The organism is Streptomyces sp. NPDC007025 (assembly GCF_042869455.1).
In the GTDB taxonomy this organism is placed as follows: Bacteria; Actinomycetota; Actinomycetes; order Streptomycetales; family Streptomycetaceae; genus Streptomyces.
Genome location: NZ_JBIAFT010000027.1, coordinates 1 through 2,794 on the forward strand (window position 1 = coordinate 1; position 2,794 = coordinate 2,794).

Sequence of the window (2,794 nt, forward strand, 5' to 3'; positions counted from 1 at the left end):
ACACAGTGGACGCGAGCCTCTATGGACAAGCCCTCGGCCTATTAGTACCGGTCACCTCCACACGTTACCGTGCTTCCAGATCCGGCCTATCAACCCCGTCATCTCCAGGGAGCCTTAACCCCTCAAAGGGGGTGGGAGTCCTCATCTCGAAGCAGGCTTCCCGCTTAGATGCTTTCAGCGGTTATCCTTCCCGAACGTAGCCAACCAGCCATGCCCTTGGCAGAACAACTGGCACACCAGAGGTCCGTCCGTCCCGGTCCTCTCGTACTAGGGACAGCCCTTCTCAAGACTCCTACGCGCGCAGCGGATAGGGACCGAACTGTCTCACGACGTTCTAAACCCAGCTCGCGTACCGCTTTAATGGGCGAACAGCCCAACCCTTGGGACCGACTCCAGCCCCAGGATGCGACGAGCCGACATCGAGGTGCCAAACCATCCCGTCGATATGGACTCTTGGGGAAGATCAGCCTGTTATCCCCGGGGTACCTTTTATCCGTTGAGCGACGGCGCTTCCACAAGCCACCGCCGGATCACTAGTCCCGACTTTCGTCCCTGCTCGACCCGTCAGTCTCACAGTCAAGCTCCCTTGTGCACTTACACTCACCACCTGATGACCAACCAGGCTGAGGGAACCTTTGGGCGCCTCCGTTACATTTTAGGAGGCAACCGCCCCAGTTAAACTACCCACCAGACACTGTCCCCGATCCGGATCACGGACCCAGGTTAGACATCCAGCACGACCAGAGTGGTATTTCAACAACGACTCCACGAACACTGGCGTGTCCGTATCACAGTCTCCCACCTATCCTACACAAGCCGAACCGAACACCAATATCAAGCTATAGTAAAGGTCCCGGGGTCTTTCCGTCCTGCTGCGCGAAACGAGCATCTTTACTCGTAGTGCAATTTCACCGGGCCTATGGTTGAGACAGTCAAGAAGTCGTTACGCCATTCGTGCAGGTCGGAACTTACCCGACAAGGAATTTCGCTACCTTAGGATGGTTATAGTTACCACCGCCGTTTACTGGCGCTTAAGTTCTCAGCTTCACCACACCGAAATGTGACTAACCGGTCCCCTTAACGTTCCAGCACCGGGCAGGCGTCAGTCCGTATACCTCGCCTTACGGCTTCGCACGGACCTGTGTTTTTAGTAAACAGTCGCTTCTCGCTGGTCTCTGCGGCCACACCCAGCTCAGACAGCACGTGCCCTCACCAGACATGGCCCCCCTTCTCCCGAAGTTACGGGGGCATTTTGCCGAGTTCCTTAACCATAGTTCACCCGAACGCCTCGGTATTCTCTACCAGACCACCTGAGTCGGTTTAGGGTACGGGCCGCCACACAACTCGCTAGAGGCTTTTCTCGACAGCACAGGATCATCCACTTCACCACAAACGGCTCGGCATCAGGTCTCACCCCTGTAACGAGGAACGGATTTCCCTACTCCTCGGGCTACACCCTTACCCCGGGACAACCATCGCCCGGGCTGGACTACCTCACTGCGTCACCCCATCACTCACCTACTACAAGCTCGGACCGTCGGCTCCACCACACCCGTCTTCCGAAGAAAACAAGGGGCTTCACGGACTTAGCATCACCTGATTCGATGTCTGACGCTGCATAGCGGGTACCGGAATATCAACCGGTTCTCCATCGACTACGCCTGTCGGCCTCGCCTTAGGTCCCGACTTACCCTGGGCAGATCAGCTTGACCCAGGAACCCTTAGTCAATCGGCGCACACGTTTCCCACGCATGTATCGCTACTCATGCCTGCATTCTCACTCGTGAACCGTCCACAACTCGCTTCCACGGCTGCTTCACCCGGCACACGACGCTCCCCTACCCACCCCAACAGGCGTTAACCCTCTTGTTGGAGTGACACGACTTCGGCGGTGTACTTGAGCCCCGCTACATTATCGGCGCGGAATCACTTGACCAGTGAGCTATTACGCACTCTTTCAAGGATGGCTGCTTCTAAGCCAACCTCCTGGTTGTCTCTGCGACTCCACATCCTTTCCCACTTAGCACACGCTTAGGGGCCTTAGTCGATGCTCTGGGCTGTTTCCCTCTCGACCATGGAGCTTATCCCCCACAGTCTCACTGCCGCGCTCTCACTTACCGGCATTCGGAGTTTGGCTAAGGTCAGTAACCCGGTAGGGCCCATCGCCTATCCAGTGCTCTACCTCCGGCAAGAAACACACGACGCTGCACCTAAATGCATTTCGGGGAGAACCAGCTATCACGGAGTTTGATTGGCCTTTCACCCCTAACCACAGGTCATCCCCCAGGTTTTCAACCCTGGTGGGTTCGGGCCTCCACACGGTCTTACCCGCGCTTCACCCTGCCCATGGCTAGATCACTCCGCTTCGGGTCTTGAACACGCTACTCAAACGCCCTCTTCGGACTCGCTTTCGCTACGGCTCCCCCACACGGGTTAACCTCGCAACATGCCGCAAACTCGCAGGCTCATTCTTCAAAAGGCACGCAGTCACGACACCGAGTGCGAACACTCGATGCGACGCTCCCACGGCTTGTAGGCACACGGTTTCAGGTACTCTTTCACTCCGCTCCCGCGGTACTTTTCACCATTCCCTCACGGTACTATCCGCTATCGGTCACCAGGGAATATTTAGGCTTGACGGGTGGTCCCGCCAGATTCACACAGGATTTCTCGGGCCCCATGCTACTTGGGAGTCTCACAAACAAGTTGCTGGCATTTCAGCTACGGGGGTCTTACCCTCTACGCCGGGCCTTTCGCATGCCCTTCGCCTACACCAACAATTTTTCACTCGTCC

General features: G+C 56.8%; 1 rRNA gene (cut by a window edge). It reads right to left on the reverse strand.

What is annotated here, in order from left to right:
• Nucleotides 1-21 precede the first annotated feature (21 nt).
• Nucleotides 22-2,794, reverse strand: a 23S ribosomal RNA gene (locus ACFYMO_RS31635) (it continues 185 nt past the right edge of the window).